This window comes from Acinetobacter sp. Ag2 (assembly GCF_001005515.1).
Taxonomy (GTDB): domain Bacteria; phylum Pseudomonadota; class Gammaproteobacteria; order Pseudomonadales; family Moraxellaceae; genus Acinetobacter; species Acinetobacter bereziniae.
Genome location: NZ_LBNA01000029.1, coordinates 14487 through 36995 on the forward strand (window position 1 = coordinate 14487; position 22509 = coordinate 36995).

18 protein-coding genes and 1 pseudogene are annotated in these 22509 nt (G+C 38.6%); 14 read left to right on the plus strand and 5 right to left on the minus strand.

Annotation, left to right across the window (positions count from 1 at the left end; all coding sequences use genetic code 11):
* Positions 1-36: 36 nt before the first annotated feature.
* Positions 37-921 carry a porin Omp33-36 gene (omp33-36, locus tag AAV97_RS02865; protein ID WP_046759754.1) on the minus strand — a complete coding sequence of 295 codons (885 nt, stop codon included), beginning with the start codon at positions 919-921 and terminating at the stop codon, positions 37-39.
* A gap of 904 nt (positions 922-1825) precedes the next feature.
* Between omp33-36 and blaOXA the strand changes: the two genes are divergently transcribed.
* Both blaOXA and AAV97_RS02880 read left to right on the plus strand, forming a co-directional pair.
* The gene (gene blaOXA / locus AAV97_RS02875) at positions 1826-2644 is read left to right on the plus strand and encodes an OXA-229 family carbapenem-hydrolyzing class D beta-lactamase (RefSeq protein WP_228136502.1); all 819 of its coding nucleotides are present in this window, start codon (positions 1826-1828) and stop codon (positions 2642-2644) included.
* A gap of 282 nt (positions 2645-2926) precedes the next feature.
* Positions 2927-4642: a GGDEF domain-containing protein gene (locus tag AAV97_RS02880; RefSeq protein ID WP_046759756.1), complete on the plus strand. Its 1716-nt coding sequence runs from the start codon at positions 2927-2929 to the stop codon at positions 4640-4642.
* Between the two features lie 15 nt (positions 4643-4657).
* On the opposite strand, the gene AAV97_RS02885 is transcribed toward AAV97_RS02880, so the two are convergent.
* Together AAV97_RS02885 and uvrA are read right to left on the minus strand one after the other, a co-directional pair.
* Entirely contained in the window at positions 4658-5233 is a 576-nt protein-coding gene (locus tag AAV97_RS02885; protein WP_046759757.1) for a hypothetical protein, read from the minus strand.
* A gap of 300 nt (positions 5234-5533) precedes the next feature.
* Entirely contained in the window at positions 5534-8365 is a 2832-nt protein-coding gene (gene uvrA / locus AAV97_RS02890; RefSeq protein WP_046759758.1) for an excinuclease ABC subunit UvrA, read from the minus strand.
* 454 nt (positions 8366-8819) lie between these two features.
* Here uvrA and AAV97_RS02895 point away from each other — a divergent pair, with 454 nt between their 5' ends.
* Positions 8820-9587 carry a hypothetical protein gene (locus tag AAV97_RS02895; protein ID WP_046759759.1) on the plus strand — a complete coding sequence of 256 codons (768 nt, stop codon included), beginning with the start codon at positions 8820-8822 and terminating at the stop codon, positions 9585-9587.
* Positions 9588-9696: 109 nt separating this feature from the next.
* Positions 9697-10038: a GlpM family protein gene (locus tag AAV97_RS02900; protein ID WP_005034503.1), complete on the plus strand. Its 342-nt coding sequence runs from the start codon at positions 9697-9699 to the stop codon at positions 10036-10038.
* 164 nt (positions 10039-10202) lie between these two features.
* On the opposite strand, the gene AAV97_RS02905 is transcribed toward AAV97_RS02900, so the two are convergent.
* Positions 10203-10838, minus strand: coding sequence for a TIGR00730 family Rossman fold protein (locus AAV97_RS02905; protein ID WP_004825617.1), 636 nt, complete (start codon positions 10836-10838; stop codon positions 10203-10205).
* Between the two features lie 437 nt (positions 10839-11275).
* Between AAV97_RS02905 and AAV97_RS02910 the strand changes: the two genes are divergently transcribed.
* The 8 genes and pseudogenes from AAV97_RS02910 to AAV97_RS02940 all read left to right on the plus strand — a co-directional run bounded on the left by AAV97_RS02910 (position 11276) and on the right by AAV97_RS02940 (position 20875).
* Positions 11276-12856, plus strand: coding sequence for a TerC family protein (locus AAV97_RS02910; RefSeq protein WP_004825615.1), 1581 nt, complete (start codon positions 11276-11278; stop codon positions 12854-12856).
* A 393-nt stretch (positions 12857-13249) separates the two neighbouring features.
* On the plus strand, positions 13250-13717 hold the full coding sequence (locus AAV97_RS02915; protein ID WP_046759760.1) for a YchJ family protein: 468 nt from the start codon (positions 13250-13252) through the stop codon (positions 13715-13717).
* A 61-nt stretch (positions 13718-13778) separates the two neighbouring features.
* Positions 13779-14423, plus strand: coding sequence for a trimeric intracellular cation channel family protein (locus tag AAV97_RS02920; RefSeq protein ID WP_004825611.1), 645 nt, complete (start codon positions 13779-13781; stop codon positions 14421-14423).
* Positions 14424-14595: 172 nt separating this feature from the next.
* A pseudogene (locus AAV97_RS21600) lies at positions 14596-14736 on the plus strand (N-acetyltransferase); the annotation flags it as partial.
* A gap of 48 nt (positions 14737-14784) precedes the next feature.
* Positions 14785-16104, plus strand: coding sequence for an MFS transporter (locus AAV97_RS02925; RefSeq protein ID WP_046759761.1), 1320 nt, complete (start codon positions 14785-14787; stop codon positions 16102-16104).
* 62 nt (positions 16105-16166) lie between these two features.
* The gene (locus AAV97_RS02930; RefSeq protein ID WP_228136501.1) at positions 16167-16589 is read left to right on the plus strand and encodes a hypothetical protein; all 423 of its coding nucleotides are present in this window, start codon (positions 16167-16169) and stop codon (positions 16587-16589) included.
* 244 nt (positions 16590-16833) lie between these two features.
* Entirely contained in the window at positions 16834-19053 is a 2220-nt protein-coding gene (parC, locus tag AAV97_RS02935) for a DNA topoisomerase IV subunit A (protein WP_046759762.1), read from the plus strand.
* Positions 19054-19201: 148 nt separating this feature from the next.
* Positions 19202-20875, plus strand: coding sequence for a long-chain-fatty-acid--CoA ligase (locus AAV97_RS02940; RefSeq protein WP_005034492.1), 1674 nt, complete (start codon positions 19202-19204; stop codon positions 20873-20875).
* Between the two features lie 75 nt (positions 20876-20950).
* Here the strand turns inward: AAV97_RS02940 and AAV97_RS02945 are convergent, their stop codons facing one another.
* Positions 20951-21379 (minus strand): hypothetical protein, encoded by a 429-nt coding sequence (locus tag AAV97_RS02945; protein ID WP_046759763.1) that lies wholly within the window; start codon positions 21377-21379, stop codon positions 20951-20953.
* Positions 21380-21446: 67 nt separating this feature from the next.
* On the opposite strand from AAV97_RS02945, the gene AAV97_RS02950 reads away from it, so the two are divergent.
* The gene (locus tag AAV97_RS02950) at positions 21447-21845 is read left to right on the plus strand and encodes an MAPEG family protein (RefSeq protein WP_004825596.1); all 399 of its coding nucleotides are present in this window, start codon (positions 21447-21449) and stop codon (positions 21843-21845) included.
* A 121-nt stretch (positions 21846-21966) separates the two neighbouring features.
* Positions 21967-22491: an inorganic diphosphatase gene (ppa, locus tag AAV97_RS02955; protein WP_004825594.1), complete on the plus strand. Its 525-nt coding sequence runs from the start codon at positions 21967-21969 to the stop codon at positions 22489-22491.
* Positions 22492-22509: the final 18 nt, after the last annotated feature.

Genomic DNA, 22509 nt, shown 5'->3' on the forward strand with positions numbered 1-22509 from the left:
TGAGAGTCCTTTTTTACAGATTCAATTTCTAAGTTATTAGAAACGGAATTTAGCGTTTAAGCCAACAGTTTGCGTATCACCAACATAAGCAATCGCTTGACCTTTATTCGCTTCGTAGTTTGCATTTACGTAGCTTGCACCAACTGCAATCGCAGGAGTGATGAAGTAGTTTACGTTCGCGCCCCAAGCTGAATCTGGAGTACCTTCGTAGCTAGAAGCTGCGTAAGAAGCACCAATGCTTAATTGTGGGTTCAAATAGAAGTCAGTTTTGAATTGGTATGCAGTTGCATCACCATAGATAATGCCTGATTCAAATGCTAAAGACATGTTTGTACCGTCAATACCGCCAACGTATTTAGCACGTGCAGTGATTGCGTCTTGATCTTCACCAATTGTTGCAGCTTCAGCAGTTGCTTTAGCAACACCGTTACCCATTACATTGAATGCATCTAAAGCAACTTGGTCAGCAACGTTGGTATAACCAACAGCAACTAAGAAGTTTTGAGTAGGTAAAGCACCTAATTCTAAAGCAAAACGGTCGCCTTGATCGTTAGATAAGCCGTGTTTGCCATCAAGAATTGTGTGGCTATAAGATACGCTTGCATAAGCAGGAACATATGGTGTTGGAACATAAGCTTCAGCTTTAGCGCCATAGTTGTGTGCAGTTACGCCAGCATCTAATTCGCCATAGTTGTACGCTAAAGATACGTTAGAAGCTTGGTTTAAGAACGCTGCTTCAGCCAAAGGACCTTTAGAAGAGTCAACATTTTTGAAGTAGAAAGTACCTTGAAGACCACCAGTGAAGTCTTTGTCATTTTCAGTTGTATCGATATACTCTGATTGACCTTGAACTTCAAATTGGTATGCTTGTGCGCCGGTCATGGCTAATAATAGAGCAGTGGCTAAACCGAGTTTTTTCATAATCTTTTCCAATAGGAGAAATTGGTGAAACACACGGCATTGTATTGTAACAAGATATTAAGTCAATGATGTTTAAGACGTATGTTTACAAAGCAGATACATGAAAAAAACACTGTTTAAAAAACGAACATTTGTTTAACTTCAAGTCAACCTTAGAAAAAGTTTAATCAGAACAAGTAAATAAAACTAAAGAGCAGTAATATTTATTAAAAAAAGGATGGCAAAATACGAATTTTATTGATTTGTTTTTTCTATTGTATTCTGTTGTTAATTTGTATTTTCGATGGTTTTTTTGCAATCAATGTCAAGAAAATGTCATTAAAATCTGCTTAGCTGGCATAAAATATGTGATTTAATATTCATTTTATTTAATAAAGTGTTAGTTGTGGCGCAATTATTAGTAAAAACGATAATATTTCTATATCCGATCAATTTAATAGGTTTTACAAAGTGTGATGGATTTTAGATAATAAGTCTATAAAGTTCATTGCTAATCAATGAGTTTTTTTAAATTAGCAGTTTATATGCCCAGCTTTCCCCAAGGTTGGGCTTTTTTTTGTTTAAAAATCAATAAATTTTCATCAAATCAGGTAGGAAGTAAATTTTGCACCAATATAGTGCTAAACTTAACCTATCAAAGATAGGGTTGGCATGATTTTTGCCAAAAAAAATCCCAATTTTCAAAGAAAACTGGGATTTTTCGCCAAAATCTGGAGCAAAGCTAAAGTTTCTGCTGAGGAAAACCTAATTATTGCCCTAATGAGGTGCATTATGCACCAATATATTGCACATGTAAATATTTTCTTACATTCTTGGCACAATATATTTTTCCATGACCTCTACGATTTCAATTTTTCAGCATGTTAGAGTGGTATCTAAGGTCACCAATATCATGAAGTTTAAAATGAAAGGTTTATTTTGTGTCATCCTCAGTAGTTTGGCATTTTCAGGTTGTGTTTATGATTCAAAACTACAACGCCCAGTCATATCAGAGCGAGAAACTGAGATTCCTTTATTATTTAATCAAGCACAGACTCAAGCTGTGTTTGTTACTTATGATGGGATTCATCTAAAAAGTTATGGTAATGATCTAAGCCGAGCAAAGACTGAATATATTCCTGCATCTACATTTAAGATGTTGAATGCTTTAATTGGATTGCAAAATGCAAAAGCAACCAATACTGAAGTATTTCATTGGAATGGTGAAAAGCGCGCTTTTTCAGCATGGGAAAAAGATATGACTTTGGCAGAAGCGATGCAGGCTTCAGCTGTTCCCGTATATCAGGAGCTTGCTCGACGTATTGGCTTGGAGTTGATGCGTGAAGAAGTGAAGCGTGTAGGTTTTGGCAATGCGGAGATTGGTCAGCAAGTCGATAATTTTTGGTTGGTGGGTCCTTTAAAAATCTCCCCTGAACAAGAAGTTAAATTTGCCTATCAACTGGCGATGAAGCAATTACCTTTTGATCGAAATGTACAGCAACAAGTCAAAGATATGCTTTATATCGAGAGACGTGGTGACAGTAAACTGTATGCTAAAAGTGGTTGGGGAATGGATGTTGAACCTCAAGTGGGTTGGTATACGGGATGGGTTGAACAACCCAATGGCAAGGTGACTGCATTTGCGTTAAATATGAAAATGCAAGCAGAGGATGATCCAGCTGAACGTAAACAATTAACCTTAAGTATTTTGGACAAATTGGGTCTATTTTTTTATTTAAGATAAATGCATTGGTTAAAAAAAATGCCCAGTTTATTGGGGGTAACTGGGCATTGAAAAGGGTGTATTTTCAAAATGTGATAATTCATTTGATTTTTATATTTTAAGAATATTCTATTTATATGTAAAATGTTAATTTTCAATATCACTTATCTGTAAAAGCGATAGTATAGTGAATGCAATAAACAGACTGAAGTTTAAATACTTGGGTAGAATTGATTCAGATACCCTATAATATAGCCAAATTTTTTAGATTCATTCGACATTACTTCCCATAGGGTCATGACGATGGTGCAGGAACTCCGATCAGAACAAATAAGCACCCGTTTGCTTATCCTTATGTCAGTCATTATTTTGTCCGTTTTATTGATCGCTGTTCCTCAAATTATCAGTAATTATCAAGAATATGTTCGTTCAAAGAGAATTTTAGTCGATATTCAGACCTTACAAATTTTTGCAGAAACATCAAATAAAATATCACGAGAAAGGGCACCAACGAATAAGGCAATGTCGAGCTCAACCCAAGATTTGTCTGAAAATATGAAAGCCTTGCAAGATTATCGTAAGGGGGTGGATCGGCAAATTGATCTAACTGTCGAATCTTTAAGGCAGATAGGCTTCAATGCCTTAGCGGATCAGGTGGATGTACAGTTAAGACATGATTTAGCTGTCGCACGGGGGCAGGTCGATGCTTATTTGGCATTGCCTGCAAAAGAACGTACTTCTGTTCAAATGGATCAAGCAATTCAGGGGATGTTTGCTGCATGGGATAGCTGTAGAGCCATGTTACAGCGCTTAATCAATGACTCAAAAAAAATAAATAGTGATGTGACGGACTATGCATCTATCGTATTGATCTTGGCGGATTTACGAGATCAATCGGGGCGTGTGGCTTCCAATATTATGGCACCACTGAGTTTTTCAGAGCCTATTCCTGAATATAACAAAGCGCGCTCACTACAAACTCAAGAGCAAGTAAAATACTTATGGCGTTTGATGGATACCATGCAAATGGAAAATTTAAAAACGCCAGCATATCTACATTTATACGCTCAAGTAAAAAGCCAATTTATTGATCAAGGATTACCGACTGTTAATCGTTTAATTGAGGAAAGTTCACATCAGCAAGCTTATTTTTTAACAGCCAATCAGTTGACTGATGTTTTGGTTGGGAAATTCAATTCAGTGATCGACTTACAAAAGTATTTATTGGAAACACATGCGTTGAGTGCTCAAGCACAAATGGAGTCGGAGCAACGTCAGTTTTTGATCACATTATTTATCTCGCTTTTGTCATTGGCTGTGGCGATTTTTACCATGTTATATACTAGGAAAAAACTCTTTGAGCCTTTGATTTATGCCAGAAATATGATTTTAGAGTTATCACAAGTTCAAGAGCGTGATTATATGGGCGCTGTTTCTACCGCTCCTAGTAAAGAAGTGCACACATTGAAAGATGCCATTGATAAATTAAAAGAAATGTTAAAACAGCGTGATGCTTTTGAATTTCAATTACAGAACAGTGCCAATACCGACATTTTAACTGGAGTTTCGAATCGTTTGGCATTAGAAGATTATTTAAAAAATATTGCCAATCAAACAGAACGTTTTGAAAAACTCACACTAATCATGGTGGATATTGATAATTTTAAATATGTGAATGATCAATTTGGGCATATCCTAGGCGATTCGGTCATTGTGGAAATTGCCCAGTGTCTAAAAGCCAATATTGCCCAGTCAAATTTAATTGTACGTTTTGGTGGTGATGAGTTTTTGATTTTAATTGATCAAGTCGAGTGGGATTGGGCGTTGCAAATTGCTGAAAGTATTTTGGCAGATGTTTCCCAGTTGAAATTTAATCATGCACCTTCAACAGATCACTTGAATGTTTCCGTAAGTATTGGCGTAGCAACAGGGGCAAAGAATTGGGAAGATTTGTTCGCTCAAGCGGATGCCTCTTTATTTAAAGCAAAGGCACAAGGTCGCAATAAAGTCGTGGGATAGTTCATTCAAACACTGTTATTTGAGATTCACTTTTTTTAATTCCCGATATAACTGATCCAGAAATTGCTGTTGTTCAGTATCATGTTTAAAGTAGCGTTGATAAAGCACACTACAATTTTCTACATCAGCTATATTATTCAGATTAAATGACCAATCGTTATTATTTTTAATTGTAATTCCAAGATGGTCATTACAACTTTTCCATAATTTTGAAAATCTCGTGCTTTGACTCGGTGATAACTTTTCGAATTCTGCATGAACACTATAACCGCGCATTTGTGAATTGAAAAATTTCTCGATCATACTGACGGGTACGCCACCCCATATGATGTTTTGTCCACTTGGCATCAAAATGGATTGTAGTTTATTTTCATTCATGAGTTGATTTTGTTTGCCTGTCTTAAAACTTTGTTTCTCATAGGTCAGTATAGTCCCTGCCGGTACATTTATTTTTTTAATGATCATGGGGTGTGTGGTGACGAAATATGGATAGTTGGGGCGACCATTTCCACCAGCTGGATTCATATTGCCGATACAGCCGCTGAGTAAAGCAATACTGGGGATCAAAAAGCATGGGTAAAGAAACTTCATATGATGAATATCCTGTGCTATGGATTGATCTTGCCTTGTATGAATTGGAAATGCAAAATTTTTACAGTTAAAAGACAGAGTAATGAGCCAAGATATAGATCAGAAAACCTGACAAATAAGCTAATAATTGACGGATAGATGGGTAAAAGACAAATATCAAAGTGGATAAAAATATCAGTTATATATGTTAATTTTTATTTTAATTATAAAGATTTAGAGTCTTCTATGCCCCTTTAACGACGAGCATAGAGGCGTGAGCCCTCTCTAAAACAAGAGAGGGCAGAAATGCAATAAATCGCCTTACTTCAACAACGGTTTTAAGAATTTCGCTGTATGTGAAACTTTCGATTTAACCACATCTTCTGGTGTGCCTTCAGCAATAATTTGACCACCGCCTGAACCGCCTTCAGGACCTAAGTCAATTACCCAGTCCGCAGTTTTAATCACATCCAGATTATGCTCAATCACCACAATCGTATTGCCCTTATTGCGAAGCTCATGCAGGATGTCTAAAAGCTTGGCAATATCGTGGAAGTGTAAGCCCGTCGTTGGTTCGTCGAGGACATATAAGGTTTTGCCTGTATCTCGTTTTGCCAATTCACGTGCCAATTTAACACGTTGTGCTTCACCACCAGACAAAGTGGTTGCTGACTGACCTAAACGAATATAGCCTAAACCCACTTGGTTTAAGGTTTCTAATCGACGGTGAATGACAGGAATTGCATCAAAGAAATGCATGGCATCTTCAACCGTCATTTCCAACACATCAGAAATATTTTTACCTTTATAGCCGACTTCCAAAGTTTCACGGTTATAACGTTGACCATGGCAGGCATCACAAGGCACGTACATATCAGGCAAGAAATGCATCGCCACTTTGATCATGCCATCACCTTCACAGGCTTCGCAACGACCACCTTTGACGTTGAAAGAGAAACGACCTGCGGCATAACCACGTGCTTTTGCCTCAGGTGTTTGAGCAAATAATTCACGAATCGGGGTGAATAAACCTGTATAGGTTGCAGGATTGGAGCGTGGTGTACGTCCAATCGGGCTTTGATCAATATCGACCACTTTATCAAGAAATTGCAAGCCATCAATCGAGTCGAACTTTTCCGCCGTTAAGGTGGTTGCACCATTGAGTTGAGTTGCAGCCAAAGGCAATAGCGTACGGTTGATCAGTGTTGATTTTCCTGAACCAGAAACCCCTGTCACACAGGTCATCACACCCAAAGGTATGCTCAGATCAACATTTTTAAGGTTATGACCTGCTGCGCCCATCAGTTTAATTTGCTCATCAGGTTTTGGCGGTGTTACACGCTGTTTAGGCACTGCGATTTTTAATTTTCCAGATAAGTATTTACCAGTTAAAGAATCTTCATTGCTTGCCAATTCTTCATAAGTACCTTCTGCAATGACATGACCGCCATGGATACCAGCGCCAGGACCAATATCAATAATATGGTCAGCGGCACGAATGGCATCTTCATCATGTTCAACCACCAATACCGTATTGCCAAGATCACGCAAGCGTACCAATGTTTCAAGTAAACGGTCATTATCACGTTGATGTAAACCGATAGATGGTTCATCTAAAACATACATCACGCCCATTAAGCCTGCACCGATTTGCGAAGCAAGGCGAATACGCTGTGCTTCACCTCCTGAAAGGGTTTCAGCCGAACGTGAAAGGCTTAAATAATTTAAACCAACGGAAACAAGGAAATGCAAACGTTCACGAATTTCTTTAAAAATCTTATCGGCAATTTCACCTTTGGCACCTTCAAGATTTAAATCTTGATAGTAGCTTTCAGCATCACCAATCGACATTTTAGTTATTTGAGCAATGGTTTTATCTTTTACCCGAACATGACGGGAAATTTCATTTAAGCGTGAGCCACCACAAGCATCACAAGCGGCATTTGATAAATATTGTGCCAAATCATCGCGAACATAATTCGATTCAGTTTCACGATAGCGGCGTTCTAAATGGGGCAAAATACCTTCGAAAGGTTGTACTCGATTGTGCTTACGACCACGTTCATCGATATAGCTTAAATCAACTTTTTCCTTGCCTGTTCCATACAGAAATTTCTTTTTGGTTTCTGCATCCAGCTCATTCCATGGTGTATCTAATGAAAAACCGAAATGATCTGCAACTTTTTGAATCATGCTGTAGTAGTAAGGGCGTTGTCTGTCCCAACCACGTATCGCCCCTTGGCTAATAGATACATCAGGGCTAGGGATTAATTTTTCAGCGCTAAAGTGGCTTCGCGTACCTAAACCATCACAGACAGGGCAGGCACCGAAAGGATTGTTGAACGAAAACAGACGGGGTTCAAGTTCAGCTACTGCACGATCACATTCAGGGCATGAGTGCTTTGCAGAAAACACACGATCTGGTTGTTCACCACTCATCCAAGATAAAATCGCAATATCACCACCTAGGCGTAGTGCTGTTTCAAAGCTTTCTGCAATTCGGTTCCCTAGATCGTCACGTACTTTAAAGCGATCAACAACCACTTCGATGGTATGTTTTTTCTTTTTATCCAGCTCTGGCGGAGTATCGATATCAATCACTTCACCATCAACACGCGCACGGACAAAACCTTGGCTCTGTAATTGTTCAAACAGATTGCTGTATTCACCTTTACGTTCACGAACCACAGGCGCAAGTAGCATTAACGCTGTACCTTCTTCCAGGGCTTTAACTGCGTCCACCATTTCAGAAACAGTTTGGGCAACCATGGGTAAGTCATGTTCAGGGCAATATGGCGTGCCTACACGTGCATAGAGTAGACGTAAATAATCGTAAATCTCAGTGATGGTTCCGACTGTTGAACGAGGGTTATGGCTGGTCGACTTTTGTTCGATGGCAATCGCAGGGCTTAAACCTTCAATTGAATCGACTTCTGGCTTTTCCATTTGTGAAAGGAATTGACGTGCATAGGCAGAGAGGGATTCAACATAACGACGTTGACCTTCAGCATATAAAGTATCAAAAGCCAGTGATGATTTTCCTGAGCCTGAAAGTCCCGTGATCACCACAAACTTGTCACGTGGAATATCGAGTGACACATTTTTTAAATTATGGGTACGTGCGCCTCGAATACGGATATGACTTTGACTCATAAAACTTTCTCGAAATTATGCGAATTAAAGTGCTATATGATAGCGATTTAATTTTGTTCAAGCTGTAAAAAATAGTTTTTAAGCGACAAATTGTGTCATCTAACTGACCATTTTTTAAAAGCTACCACAATCAATGTTTTACATAAAATAATAAGATTCATAGCATTAGACTGATTGTGATTTATTTTATTGGTCTAATTTTTATACGTTCAATATGACAATATAATTTATTTAAAATGAAATGCTTATGAAATAACCAGTTTCATATATCAAAAGTTGAGTCTGTATTTTTTACCCAACGGATTGGTTTGTTTTGAGTGTCTGGTTATGCCTACTGAATGAGATAAAAAACCATTTATCTAGAAAAACAGATTGTAAGACAACTATTCTGCGATTGGTTATTATTTTTACTGTAACATATGTGATGTGCATCGCATTTACAGGGGGCTTAAAAATGAATATACACAAACTTATATGTGTTCTTTGTTTGGTATTTTCGTGCAATGTTTTTGCAGAAGATGCTACGCCAGTCCTGTTTGACCAAGTTTTACAGCTTAAACCAAATCAATTGTATGAAGTGGAATTAGAAGATGTTCAACCTGGGGATCAGATTTGGACAGCTGTATATTTAGTCGGACGTCAAAACTTCCCTGGATTGACGTCAAAAGCAGATTTTATACTTGAAAATCAAGGCTTATTAAATAAAGCGAAGCCAAGCGAACATTCCACACAGCAAACCTTGATTGCAGAGCAACTTACACAAACCAATCAGTATTCATTTCATCAATTTAAAGCGTTAACTGCTTTGTTGGATGAAAACGCTGTTCAACTCATTCAAGACCCCAAATTAGAAAAGACCGACACCATTCGTATCTACAGTCAGCTGAATGATTGGATTCCAGAATACAATACTTATGAACCGATAAAGGTTAAATTTGGCATTCAAAATGCAGTGGATTTTGATGTTGTTGCTGCCTATGTTTTAGTAGGCAAAGGTGAAAAACCAGCTGCGCTGACTGAATTAAACTTTAAAAATATCAAACCCTCTTATCTGACGACAAGTATCCCACCTATACAAGCAGATTTTAGCCAAACAGAGACCAACAAATCTGAATACCATTTAAGCCGAAGTGAAATTAAATTCATTTTTTTCCTCGGTGCGTTAGCGGCAATGGCTTTTTTTGCCTTTATTCATCGTGGCAAATTGAAACGTGCATTCTAATTCAACATTGTGTTGATTTTGGATGAAATAAGCTGATTTTTTAGATTTCAAAAGGATAATGTTGGCGTAAACTCTTGCTCAGATCTGATGTTTGTTTGAGTGGTATTTAATGTTGTCTTTATTTTTGAAATGTAGTATCGGTGCAGCAGTAGTTTTACTGATTTCAATTCTTTCAAAAAGTAAGACATTTTATATTGCGGGCTTGGTTCCACTGTTTCCGACCTTTGCACTGATCGCACATGTAATCGTAGCTCAAGAAAAAGGTGCAGAAGCATTAAAACAAACCGCTTTATTCGGAATATGGTCACTCGTTCCTTATTTTATTTATTTGTTGGTGGTTTATTTATTGGCAACAAAACTTTCAATGTGGTCTTGTTTTGGCGTTGCGACATTGTGTTGGATTGTGGCTGCTGCAGGTTTAATTTATGGATGGCAAATATTCCACCAATGATATAGTCGTTTTAGTCCTGCTTTGAAGTAATTGCATCTGTATTCAATGTTATTGATCTAATTTGAATAGATTGATCAAAAGTTGAACCCTATCAGACTGAATAAGATGAGTTTTTGAAAATTCATCTTATTCAATTTTCATTCCATCGATTGACGATATAAAGCTTAGACGACGAATTGTTTAGGTGCTTCTAAGTTTTTAATTGCATTATAGATTTGATCAGCATGGTTACACACAATCAGTTTGGCACGATGTTGTGGTGGTAAAAAGCCTTCAACAACAGCATGATCTAACTGGGCAATCAAATGGTCATAAAATCCATTCACGTTATATAACATCATGGGTTTTTGATGTTGATTGAGTTGTCCCCATGTGGCGACTTCTAAGATTTCTTCAAAGGTTCCAAAACCACCTGGAAGAGCAACAAAGGCACTGGCACGATCTGCCATCATGGCTTTTCGTTCATGCATACTTTGTACAATGTGTAGTTCAGTCAGTTGATTATGTGCAATTTCATAATCCAGCATAAATTCAGGGATCACACCTACCACATCACCGCCATGTTCAGTCACGGTATCTGCAACTTGTCCCATCAAACCGATACTGGCACCACCATAGACAATACCAAAACCATGTTCGGCTATGCCTTGAGCCAATTGAATTGCTTTTTCTCTATAAGTCGGATTATTTCCAGGTCGGGAGCCACAATACAGTGCAATTAAACATTGAGTTGCTTTAGGAGTTTGCTGATCTAATTCTAACGATTCATTTATCATTACAGGCAATACACTATTCATCATTTATTTTTTCACCTTAACTTATCATGTTCTTATGTATTTCGACTACCTTAAGCAAGAAATATGACAAAAACATGTTGCGTTATAGGCACTTTTGCAATGATTTGTATCGTTAAAGGGTTGCTGTTGAGGTGAGAGTGAGCAAATCATGAAAATGAGCGATCTCCGGCGTTACGACAATATAGTGAGTTACGATTTATGCGCTAAGCAAATAAAATCCCATACAAATAAGATGAAATTTTTATCAAAACTGCCTATAATTAAAGCCTGTTTATCAACAAATGAATCATCATGGGTAGTGGTTGTAGTCGCTCCGAAAATGCACAATCTTTAGACAAAAAAATATTTCAAAATAAACTAAAGTTTTCTTCTCTGTTTCGAAATTTACAGTTCTCAAATGCTGAAAATATCAATTGCGCAACTGCAATGGAGCAAGATCAATGATACTTGAATGGATGTCCGATCCTTCGGCGTGGGTTGGTCTGGCGACTTTGGTTGTTTTGGAAATAGTTCTAGGTATTGATAACCTTGTTTTTATTGCAATTTTGGCAGAAAAACTTCCTCCAGAGCAACGTAATAAAGCACGGATTTTAGGCTTATTGCTTGCGCTGTGTATGCGTATGGTTTTACTGGCATCCATTGCTTGGGTGGTTACGCTCACCGCACCTTTATTTCATATTTTCGACCATCCTTTCTCTGGTCGTGACCTTATCCTGTTGTTTGGTGGGGTATTCCTGCTTTTTAAAGGCACAATGGAACTGCATGAACGCCTTGAAGGTGGACAGGATTTAAAAGAAGAAAATCCAGTCCATGCGGCTTTTTGGATGGTGATTGTTCAGATTGTCATTCTTGATGCTGTATTCTCCCTAGACAGTGTGATTACTGCGGTAGGCATGGTGAAAGAGCTTTCAGTGATGATGATTGCTGTGGTGATCGCCGTCGGAATTATGTTGTGGGCATCTAAACCTTTAATGGACTTTGTCAACAAACATCCGACTGTCGTGATTTTATGTCTAGGCTTCTTGATGATGATTGGTTTTTCATTGATTGTTGAGGGCTTTGGATACCATATTCCGAAAGGTTATTTATATGCTGCCATTGGTTTCTCGGTATTGATTGAGTTCATGAACCAAACCATGCGTAAAAACCAAGAAAAGATGGTCACAACCACAGATTTGCGTTTCCGTACGGCTTCAGCAGTGTTGAAAATGCTAGGGGGTAAAAATGCAGAAAGTCAAAATGGTAAAGCCGATGATGTGATTGCAACACAAGCTTTAGCAGATGAAATCTTTGATGATGAAAATGGGGCATACCATAGTGTCATGGTACAAGGTGTATTGGGTTTATCTGAGCGCCCAGTGAAATCAGTCATGACGCCACGACCAGAATTAGAATGGTTGGACTTGGATGAAGACGAAGCCACCATCAAAGAAAATTTAATGGCAATGTCTCACTCAAGACTGATCTTAGCGCATGGTGAATTAGACAATATCGCAGGTATTGTGCTCACGCATAAAGTGCTCAATGATTATATTGAAACGGGTATTTTGAATTTTGACAAACACTTACGTGAACCTGTCATTGTTCATGAAAATGCACAAGTGTTGATGGTGATGGAGCAACTACGTCAAGCACCTTTGCAAATGGCGATTGTCCTCAATGAATATGGTTCAATCGAGGGGATTGCCACGCCTATTGATGTACTTGAGGCGATTGCAGGTGAATTCCCAGATGAAGATGAGTTGGAGGCTGCTGCTGAAAGCTTGGAAGATGGTTCATTGATGTTGGAAGGTTCAACCGATATTCGCCATGTTTCATTGCTGTTAGGTCGAGATTTGGTAGATGAGTCAGAGCAATATTCAACACTTTCGGGTTATATCTTGTTCCATCTTGGTCGCTTACCTGAAAATGGTCAGAAGTTACAAGCAGATGGTTATGAGTTTGAAGTGGTCACGATGGATGGGCATAAGATTGAAAAAGTTCATATTGTGGCATTGTCGCCATCTAAAGACTCAGAATAAACCTTAATATTGAAAGCAAGGATATTGAAAACAAGCCAGTTGAAAAACTGGCTTATTTTTTTGTTCAGATGATCGGTATGAGCTGTAGCGTAGCCAATGGCGACATTCATGTTGCTTTAGGATAAAAAGATATTCCACGGTTTATTTAAAAGAGCAAAACAAATAAAGCATCAAACAGTCACTAAAAATTCGTATAAAAGGTTTAAAGTCGAGTTGGAATAAATCATTCAAAGTAAATGACTTATATGAATAATCTGGTGGTATGGCTTGAGTATTCTTGAAAACTTGCATCATTTAAATCAGCTGTTTTTATCACTTTATATTTTTGAGAAAAGTTTCGATTTTAAGTAGGGTTGCATTATCATTTAAGCCTATTTAGATTTTGAGTTTTCTATGTCCAATCTATCCTGTCCCTGTGGTTCGGCGCAATATAGTCAATGTTGTCAGCCACTACATTTGGGGCAAAAAAAAGCCCAGACAGCTGAGCAATTAATGAAATCTCGCTATAGCGCATTTGCCAAACAAGAGATTGCATATATTGTGGCAACCACTGCATTGGGGCAGCAGCAAGCATTGGATGTAGAGGCGATTGCGGAATGGAGTAAGTCTAATCACTGGCTCAAATTAGAGGTCGTTCAAGCCAAAGAAAAGCTAGATAAAAATCACGCTCAGGTTGAGTTTAAAGCACATTTTCATGATGGTCAGCAAACGCAGATTCATCATGAAGTATCACATTTTGTCTATCATGTAGATCAGTGGTATTTTTTAGATCCAACTACAGATCAGCAAGTTACAATGAAACAGCCTTGTATTTGTGGATCAACAAAAAAATTTAAGCAATGTTGTGCGCAATTCTTGTAGCTTTTAGCTCGTTTTGACTTAAAATAGCGCGCATCTTTTACCCATCAGTGGATGAAGGGCAATGTTACTGACCATTATTTATATTATTGCAATTACAGCAGAAGCCATGACGGGAGCGTTGTCAGCAGGACGACGTAGTATGGACTGGTTTGGTGTAGTGTTGATTGCCTGTGTAACCGCACTCGGCGGTGGTTCGGTCCGTGATGTCTTGTTGGGACATTATCCGCTCACTTGGGTGAAACATCCTGAATATCTTGTACTGACATGCTGCGCGGCTTTTGTCACAATTCTCATCGCTAAATGGATGAAGCATTTACACTCCATTTTCTTATTGTTAGATGCCTTGGGTTTAATTGGTTTTACCATTATTGGTTGTCAGATTGCGTTACAGATGGGGCATGGTTTTGTTGTTTCAGCAGTTGCTGGTGTTTTGACAGGTGTGTCAGGCGGTATTTTACGAGACATTTTGTGTAATGATGTTCCGTTGGTATTTCGTCGAGAGTTGTATGCATCAATTTCCTTTGTTGCTGTTATTTTCTACTGGTTCTGTATAGACTTTGGCTTATCTCTAGAAATCACTGTAATTTCGACATTGGTGTTTGGTTTTGCGCTACGCTGTATTGCCATTTATTTTGGTTTAGAAATGCCGAAATTTATTTATAAAGATGATGATGGACAATCAGCCTCCTCTAAAGATGAAAGCTGAATATAGTGATGCTATTTAGAAGAGTATTTTGAAGATTTATCGCCGAATTTGAGGTTGTATATGTCATATAGAGGCAGCCCAAAGATTAAACTTGGAAAATTTACAACCTTAGATTTTAGAGCAAATTTTCAACTCGTCAGAAAAGTTGATGTCATGCAAAAAACAGTCTCAGTTAAAGGGTTTAATCGCCATTATTGATCCTGTAAATATTCCATCTCGAAAAATTTTGATCAACAATGGTTTTCATTCTCAAGAATTTAAAGATTTTGACGGATTGTCGGGAGAAATTCTGAACTTAATTCTTCAAAAATAAAGTGTATGCCACGCTTGTCGATCAATTTACCTATTTGTTGAGTGTCTTATGGATTTAGTATCACGTGTACAACGTCTACCCATTGGGAAGTTTCACTATACTTTGCTGTGGGTGATCGGACTGGGCTGGATGTTCGATGCCATGGATACAGGTCTGATTTCATTTATTTTGACCAAAATGGCAGAAGAATGGCAGATGACACCTACGGAAAAAGGCTGGGTGGTCTCGATTGGCTTTGTCGGAATGGCAATCGGTGCTGTATTTTCAGGTGGCTTGGCTGATCGAATCGGTCGAAGAACAGTCTTTGCGATTACTTTGCTGACCTATAGCGTTGCAACCGCGTTATGTGCTTTTGCGCCGAATCTGACATGGCTGTTGATTTTCCGTTTTATTGTCGGATTAGGGTTGGGTGGGCAATTGCCTGTTGCTGTGACGCTGGTCAGTGAATATATCCCTGCTCAGGTTCGAGGTCGGTTTATTGTTTTGCTTGAAAGTTTTTGGGGGTTAGGTTGGTTAGTTGCAGCTTTGATTTCATACTTTGTGATCCCTGATTATGGTTGGCATATCGCATTTTTGATTGGTGGATTACCTGCCATTTATGTTTTCATGATTTTGAAAAAAGTGCCTGAATCTGTTCCTTATCTAATTAATCGTGGTCGCATTGACGAAGCTCATGCGCTGGTACAAAAACTTGAACGACAATGTGGTGTAGACGTGATCACTACGATTGAAGTCAAACCTGTTGCCGCCAAGCCAAATCTTTCCTTCACTCAACTGTGGTCGAGTGCTTTTGCCCGCCGGACCTTGATGTTGTGGTTGATTTGGTTTGGTATCGTCTATTCTTATTATGGCATTTTCACATGGTTACCCAGTTTGTTGGTCAAACAAGGTTATACCATCGTGCAGTCCTTTGAATATGTCTTGGGCATGATTTTGGCGCAGTTGCCGGGTTATGTTGCTGCTGCTTGGCTGGTTGAAAAGCTGGGGCGTAAAGCTACGCTGGCAGGCTTTATTGCGATGTGTGCGGTATCTGCGTATTTCTTTGGACAAGCTACCTCAGTCAATATGATCATGTTTTGGGGCTGTTTAATGTCTTTCTTCAATTTGGGTGCGTGGGGTGTTTTATATACTTATACGCCTGAACAGTATCCCACCAACATTCGTGCCTTTGGCTCAGGTTGGGCATCTGCGATTGGGCGTATTGGAGGAATCGTTGCACCACTGGTCGTCACTCATATGATGGTGGCAAGCAATGGTTTTAGTTCAGTCTTTATGATGTTTACAGCCGTACTTTTAGCAGTAGCAGCTGTTGTAATGGTCTTGGGTGAAGAAACCAAGGGCAAGACTTTAGAAGAGATTGGGTTATAGTGGTTGATTAGAAGTATTAAAAGTAAAGCGCCAAAAAAACGATAACAAATAATAAGTATAGAATGGCTGATATCGGGTTAATCTTAGCGATCAGCCGTTTTAATTTTTCGTATATTGAATTAAAAACAAACAATTTATCGCTATATTATGGGCTAGATCAGACAAGAATTAAGGGCGAAATAATGAAAAGTAAAATAGGATTAAGCTTTTGTATTATTTATCTTTTGCTTAGTGCATTTTGTCTTTATATTGCATTAGATCCAATGACAGATAACAAAGGAAATTTTGTTTTCTTACAATTACCCATAGGTTTTCAAGTGTCAGCATTTAATGTAATAGGGTTAGGTCCTTTATTGGATCGGTTGTCTTGGATGGAAGCGTATAGCTTAGTGGTTCCTGTTACTTTGCTGTTTTTATATGGGATCGGATGGTTGCTGAGTTTGAGCATCCATTTTATAAACGCACGAATTGGACCACTCCAATAAGTTTCAGCATTTATAAATTTCGTTTGAAATAAAGTGTATATTCGAATTTTAAAATAACCATTTAAATAAAAGTTGCTCATTTTCCAAAAAGTGGATAATTTTACGTCATTAGAAACACTGAAAGACGCAATTTGTCGTTGTGGCGTACACTTGTGCTTGTGTCGTCAGGCGCTGCGACTTAGCATAAGAATGTAGATACATCAGCATTTATTTAGAACGAATTTAATTAGGATAAAAGGTTGTTATGACAAGCCTTGCGCATCATGCGACAGAAAACCGTTCCGTAGCAGAATTTACTGAACAAGCTTACCTGAACTATGCCATGTACGTGATTATGGATCGTGCATTACCTCATATCAGTGATGGTTTAAAACCTGTACAGCGCCGTATCGTCTATGCGATGAGCGAGTTGGGATTAAAGCCAAGTGGTAAGCCAAAGAAATCTGCACGTACAGTCGGTGACGTACTGGGTAAATATCATCCTCATGGTGACTCTGCATGTTATGAAGCTATGGTGCTGATGGCTCAGCCATTTAGTTATCGTTATCCATTCATTGAAGGTCAGGGCAACTGGGGGTCACCTGATGATCCTAAGTCTTTCGCAGCAATGCGTTATACCGAAGCTAAACTTTCAGCTTATAGCGATTTATTATTATCAGAGTTAGGTCAAGGTACTTGTGATTGGCAAGATAACTTTGATGGTTCAATGAAAGAGCCAGTGAGTTTACCTGCGCGTGTACCGAATATTTTGCTGAATGGTACAACAGGTATTGCTGTTGGGATGGCGACCGATATTCCACCGCACAACTTACGTGAAGTGGTCAAAGGCACAATTGCATTAATTCGTAATCCTAATTTAACCGATGAAAAAGTTGCAGAATATATTCCTGCACCTGATTTGCCGACCAAAGCAGAAATTATTTCCTCACGTGAAGAATTACTTAAGCTCCAAACCACAGGGCGTGGAAGTTACCGAACACGTGCAATTTATCATATTGAAAAAAATGAAATCGTCATAACTGAACTGCCTTACCAAGTTTCAGGCTCTAAGGTTATTACGCAAATTGCAGATCAGATGCAAGCCAAAAAATTGCCTTTGGTGAGTGATTTACGTGATGAGTCAGATCATAAAAACCCAACACGTTTAGTGATTGTACTGCGCTCAAATCGTATTGATGCAGAAGCGGTAATGAGTCATTTGTTTGCGACTACAGACTTAGAATCCAGTTATCGTGTCAATATGAACATGATCGGAGCTGATGGTCGTCCACAAGTCAAATCAATCCGCAGAATATTATTAGAATGGATTGAAATTCGTAAACATACTGTCACACGTCGATTGCAATATCATCTCAACAAGATTGAAAAGCGCCTGCATATCTTAGGTGGTTTGATCATTGCTTATTTAAACATTGATGAAGTGATCAAAATCATTCGTGAAGAAGATCAGCCAAAACCTGTGTTAATGATGCGTTTCAATATTGATGAAATACAGGCTGAAGCGATTTTAGAACTCAAGTTACGTCATTTGGCAAAACTTGAAGAAATGGAAATGCGTCGTGAGCAGGAAGAACTTGAGGCAAGAGCGGCGGTGATTCGTGAGCAGTTGGCAAATCCAGAATCTTTAAAATCTTTGATTATTGAAGAGCTTAAAGATGATGCGAAAAAATTTGGTGATGATCGCCGTTCACCAATTGTGCAACGTGAAGAATCACAGGCAATGAGCGAGCAAGACTTGATGCCTGCTGAAGCTGTCACAGTAATTCTTTCAGAAGCAGGTTGGATTCGTTCAGCCAAAGGTCATGAAATTGATGTTGAGAAATTGAATTTCCGTGCAGGCGATCAGTACTTGAGTTCTGCACAAGGTAAGTCGAATCAAAAAGTGTATATTTTGGATGAGACCGGTCGAAGTTATGCCTTGTCAATAAATAGTTTGCCTTCTGCACGTGGTTTGGGAGAACCGTTGAGTTCAAAACTGTCACCTGCTAACGGTGTGAGCTTTATTCAAGTACTGGTAGGGGATGAAGATAAAGAAATTATTGCTGTAAGTTCAAAAGGTTATGGTTTTAAATCTCAAGCGAAACAATTGGATACCAATGCCAAAGCGGGTAAAACATTCTTGACTGTAACGGATGATGCGAAAGCTATGCCGATAGAGGTCGTTGAAAATCAGACTCATTTGGCTATACTCAGTTCAGTAGGACGTTTACTTTTGATTGATTTGTCAGAATTGCCAACGCTGAATAAAGGAAAGGGAAACAAGTTGATACAACTTGAGGCTGATGAATATATTCAGTTTATGCTAACGTTGAATTTAGATGATGTAATTCAAGTGCTTGCAGGACAGCAACAATTAAAACTAAAAGGTGATGATTTACAGAAGTATATTGGTAAACGAGCATCGAAAGGTCAACTCTTACCCCGTGGATATCAAAAAGCAAATAAACTGTTGATTCAAAGATAAAACTAGCATCCTTGGATCGAAATACGTTATATATGCAATGTGTTCGTGGAAATGGATGCAATATTGAGCACAAAGAAGCCAAAAAATTATGCTCGGTATTGAGAAAAACAGTTTAAAACTAAGGATTACTGATTGGAGATTATGGCATATGGAAAAGATTTGGTTCGCTGAATACCAAAAGACTGGGATTCCAGAGACTGTAGAATTGCCCCAGGAAAATACTTCTCTTATTGATATTTTTGAGCGTAATTTCCAAAAGTTTGGTTCGCGTGATGCCTTTATCTTCATGGATAAGGTGATGTCATTCAGTGATCTTGAATTGGCAAGCCGTAAATTTGCAACTTATTTACAAAGTTTGGGTTTGGCAAAAGGCGCACGTGTCGCAGTAATGATGCCTAATGTCCTTCAGTATCCTATTGTTGCTTTGGCGGTATTCCGTGCAGGTTTAGTGCTTGTCAATGTCAACCCACTTTATACTGCACGTGAACTAGAGCATCAGTTAAATGACTCAGGTGCAGAAGCATTGGTTATTGTTGAAAACTTTGCCACTGTTTACCAAGCAATTATTGGAAAAACGCCAGTAAAACATGTGGTTGTTGCCTCAGTTGGTGACATGCTAGGTACTTTAAAAGGTACTTTAGTGAATTTTGTATTACGTAAAGTACGTAAGCAAATTCCAGATTGGAACATTCCTGGACACATCAAATTTAATGCTGCATTGGCAAAAGTAAGTCCAAGCAACTACAAACGCCCTAACATGACGTTGAGTGATACTGCTGTGTTGCAATATACAGGTGGTACTACAGGCGTTTCAAAAGGTGCTGAACTGACTCATCGCAATTTAGTAGCAAACTTAATGCAATGTGATGGTATTTTCCAAAGTAAGTTTGGTCAGGGTGACGGTGCAAAAGATGACCGTATCTTCTGTGCATTGCCGCTTTACCACATCTTTGCATTTATGGTGTGTGCACTTTATGGTATGTACAAAGGTCAAGCAAATATTCTGATTCCTAACCCACGTGACTTACCTGCGGTGATTAAAGAATTACGTAAATATCAGCCGGGCTTTTTCCCAGCGGTCAATACATTATTCAATGCATTGGTACATAACGAAGAATTTAGACAGCTCGATTTCAGCAATTTAAAAATGGCGATGGGCGGTGGTATGGCTGTATTGCCTTCAACTGCGGAAGAGTGGAAAAAAGTGACGGGTACCATCATTATTGAAGGTTATGGTTTATCTGAAACTTCGCCTGTTGCAACAGCTAACCCACCTGCAACGACTGAATTCAGCGGTACAATCGGTGTTCCATTACCTTTGACTGATGTGGCGATCCTTGATGATGATGGCAACCACCTACCACAAGGTGAACAAGGTGAAATCTCGATTCGTGGACCACAAGTCATGAAAGGTTATTGGAACCGTCCTGATGAAACTGCGAAAGTGATGACAGCTGATGGTTATTTCCGTACTGGTGATATCGGTGTCATGGATGCCCGTGGTTATTTCAAAATTGTAGACCGCAAAAAAGACATGATTTTAGTGTCTGGTTTTAATGTTTATCCATCTGAAATTGAAGAAGTCATTGCACAACATCCAAAAGTGCTTGAAGTTGCAGCGATTGGTGTACCTGATGAAAAATCTGGTGAAGTGCCAAAACTGTTTGTTGTGAAAAAAGATCCTTCATTAACAACAGAAGAAGTTCTTGAATTTGCAAAACAAAACTTAACTGGCTATAAACGCCCACGTTATGTGGAGTTTATGGATGATTTACCAAAATCGAATGTAGGTAAAATCTTACGTAAAGATTTGCGTAAATAAGCAAAAACTCGAATTGAAAAAGCGCCAAGATTGGCGCTTTTTTTGTAACATAGAACAGTGCAACGATGGATAGAATCAGAAATTTTGCTTTGAGCGACTATACCAACCATCAATATAGGGACGGCTTAAACCTACAATCGCAGTAAAGGTCAACATTGTTCCCATTTGACGACCTAAAGCAGAAGGAACAATACTGCCGTAACTCATATAAATATCAATCAAACAATAGATGATAATGATCGCAAGCCACAAATATAGATTCATTCGTTTGATCGCAACCGCAAAAAAAGCCACAATTAAAATGATAAGCGTGCCTAATGTTGACTGCCAGTTATAATTGGCACAAATCACACATAATAAAAACGCCAAAATAGGCAGTACAATTTTAAGAATACGATCAATCTCGGCATGTTGCTGGCGTTGTTTCTCTAAAACTTCAAACAATTCATTTTGGTCGGGCTGCACGACATTGTCCTCACTACACAATTTTGCAAAACTCTGCATTAAACAAAAAATATTCTGTTATTGCCATGCTATGATAACCTGCATTAACACTTCATGAGAAAAAATCATGTCTGGGATAGATGGCATCATATATTTAATTCTAATTGCCTGTTTACTTCCTTATGTTTTTACCATTATTGCGAAAGTATCTGGGGGATTTAAACTCGCAGATAACCAGAATCCTCGTGACTTTTTAGCCAAAAGCACAGGCTTGTCGGCACGCGCCAATGCGGTACAACAAAATAGTTTTGAAAGCTTACCTTTATTTATTGCCGCTGTGCTTATGGCTGAGTATATGGTGGTCTCACAACATTTGATCATGATGTTGGGGATTGCTTATATTGTACTGCGCATTATCTATGGGATTTGTTATCTAGCCAATATTTCAGCATTACGCTCAATCATTTGGTTTCTATCGATGGCTTGTCCAATCATTTTATTATTATTGATTATTCGAATTGTCTGAGTGGATTTAGACGAAATCCATTCATTTTGATGATGCAAAATGTATAATCCGCAGCTGTTCGCGTATTTTAGCGTTATAATCGTCAAGATTTTTTATAAGACCTCACTTCAAAGAGTATCCTATGAGCTATAGCAATATTCCTGCTGGTAAAGATGCACCTAATGACATCTATGTAATCATCGAAATCCCAGCCAATGCTGCACCAATTAAATATGAAGTAGATAAAGATTCAGATGCTTTATTTGTTGACCGTTTCATGGGTACTGCAATGTTCTACCCAGCGAACTACGGTTATGTTCCAAATACCTTGTCTGAAGATGGTGATCCATTAGACGTATTGGTCGTTACACCACATCCATTGGTACATGGTTCAGTGATTCGTTGTCGTCCAGTGGGTAAATTAAACATGGAAGATGACGGTGGTATCGATGCGAAACTTATCGCTGTACCACACGACAAATTAACACCGCTTTATAAAGATGTGAAAGAATATTCAGATCTTCCAGCTTTGTTGTTGAATCAAATTGAACACTTCTTTGCACATTACAAAGATTTAGAGCCTGGGAAATGGGTTAAATTGACAGGTTGGGAAGGTTCTGAAGTTGCTAAAGCTGAAGTATTAAAAGCAATCGAAGCAGCCAAATAAGCCAGATAGAAATGCGGT

Coding starts and splice junctions, on each gene's coding strand:
- AAV97_RS02940 (WP_005034492.1), top strand. CDS start 19,202: ATGGAAAAGATTTGGTTCGCTGAATACCAAAAGACTGGGATTCCAGAG.
- AAV97_RS02945 (WP_046759763.1), bottom strand. CDS start 21,379: ATGCAGAGTTTTGCAAAATTGTGTAGTGAGGACAATGTCGTGCAGCCC.
- omp33-36 (WP_046759754.1), bottom strand. CDS start 921: ATGAAAAAACTCGGTTTAGCCACTGCTCTATTATTAGCCATGACCGGC.
- blaOXA (WP_228136502.1), top strand. CDS start 1,826: ATGAAAGGTTTATTTTGTGTCATCCTCAGTAGTTTGGCATTTTCAGGT.
- AAV97_RS02915 (WP_046759760.1), top strand. CDS start 13,250: ATGTCCAATCTATCCTGTCCCTGTGGTTCGGCGCAATATAGTCAATGT.
- AAV97_RS02895 (WP_046759759.1), top strand. CDS start 8,820: ATGAATATACACAAACTTATATGTGTTCTTTGTTTGGTATTTTCGTGC.
- AAV97_RS02930 (WP_228136501.1), top strand. CDS start 16,167: ATGGCTGATATCGGGTTAATCTTAGCGATCAGCCGTTTTAATTTTTCG.
- AAV97_RS02880 (WP_046759756.1), top strand. CDS start 2,927: ATGGTGCAGGAACTCCGATCAGAACAAATAAGCACCCGTTTGCTTATC.
- parC (WP_046759762.1), top strand. CDS start 16,834: ATGACAAGCCTTGCGCATCATGCGACAGAAAACCGTTCCGTAGCAGAA.
- AAV97_RS02920 (WP_004825611.1), top strand. CDS start 13,779: ATGTTACTGACCATTATTTATATTATTGCAATTACAGCAGAAGCCATG.
- AAV97_RS02900 (WP_005034503.1), top strand. CDS start 9,697: ATGTTGTCTTTATTTTTGAAATGTAGTATCGGTGCAGCAGTAGTTTTA.
- AAV97_RS02905 (WP_004825617.1), bottom strand. CDS start 10,838: ATGATGAATAGTGTATTGCCTGTAATGATAAATGAATCGTTAGAATTA.
- AAV97_RS02885 (WP_046759757.1), bottom strand. CDS start 5,233: ATGAAGTTTCTTTACCCATGCTTTTTGATCCCCAGTATTGCTTTACTC.
- AAV97_RS02925 (WP_046759761.1), top strand. CDS start 14,785: ATGGATTTAGTATCACGTGTACAACGTCTACCCATTGGGAAGTTTCAC.
- uvrA (WP_046759758.1), bottom strand. CDS start 8,365: ATGAGTCAAAGTCATATCCGTATTCGAGGCGCACGTACCCATAATTTA.
- AAV97_RS02950 (WP_004825596.1), top strand. CDS start 21,447: ATGTCTGGGATAGATGGCATCATATATTTAATTCTAATTGCCTGTTTA.
- ppa (WP_004825594.1), top strand. CDS start 21,967: ATGAGCTATAGCAATATTCCTGCTGGTAAAGATGCACCTAATGACATC.
- AAV97_RS02910 (WP_004825615.1), top strand. CDS start 11,276: ATGATACTTGAATGGATGTCCGATCCTTCGGCGTGGGTTGGTCTGGCG.